The organism is Staphylococcus sp. NWU MKU2 (assembly GCF_033283605.1).
Taxonomy (GTDB): domain Bacteria; phylum Bacillota; class Bacilli; order Staphylococcales; family Staphylococcaceae; genus Staphylococcus; species Staphylococcus haemolyticus.
The window spans coordinates 1-603 of the sequence record NZ_JAVSMH010000024.1 but is presented as its reverse complement, the minus strand read 5'-3'; the positions used below and the strand labels follow the sequence as shown (position 1 = coordinate 603).

Genomic DNA, 603 nt, shown 5'->3' with positions numbered 1-603 from the left:
ATATCTGAAATATTAAGGGAACGTGGTGTAAACGTTCATCATTCAACGGTCTACCGTTGGGTTCAAGAATATGCCCCAATTTTATATCGAATTTGGAAGAAAAAGCATAAAAAAGCTTATTACAAATGGCGTATTGATGAGACGTACATCAAAATAAAAGGAAAATGGAGCTATTTATATCGTGCCATTGATGCAGAGGGACATACATTAGATATTTGGTTGCGTAAGCAACGAGATAATCATTCAGCATATGCGTTTATCAAACGTCTCATTAAACAATTTGGTAAACCTCAAAAGGTAATTACAGATCAGGCACCTTCAACGAAGGTAGCAATGGCTAAAGTAATTAAAGCTTTTAAACTTAAACCTGACTGTCATTGTACATCGAAATATCTGAATAACCTCATTGAGCAAGATCACCGTCATATTAAAGTAAGAAAGACAAGGTATCAAAGTATCAATACAGCAAAGAATACTTTAAAAGGTATTGAATGTATTTACGCTCTATATAAAAAGAACCGCAGGTCCCTTCAGATCTACGGATTTTCGCCATGCCACGAAATTAGCATCATGCTAGCAAGTTAAGCGAACACTGACATGATA

The 603-nt window shown here is 35.3% G+C and carries 1 protein-coding gene; it reads left to right on the top strand.

What is annotated here, in order from left to right; translation table 11 throughout:
* Positions 1–585 (top strand): IS6-like element IS257 family transposase (locus SBL15_RS12945; RefSeq protein WP_317956228.1); only part of this gene is annotated, 585 nt, incomplete at its 5' end.
* Positions 586–603 lie beyond the last annotated feature (18 nt).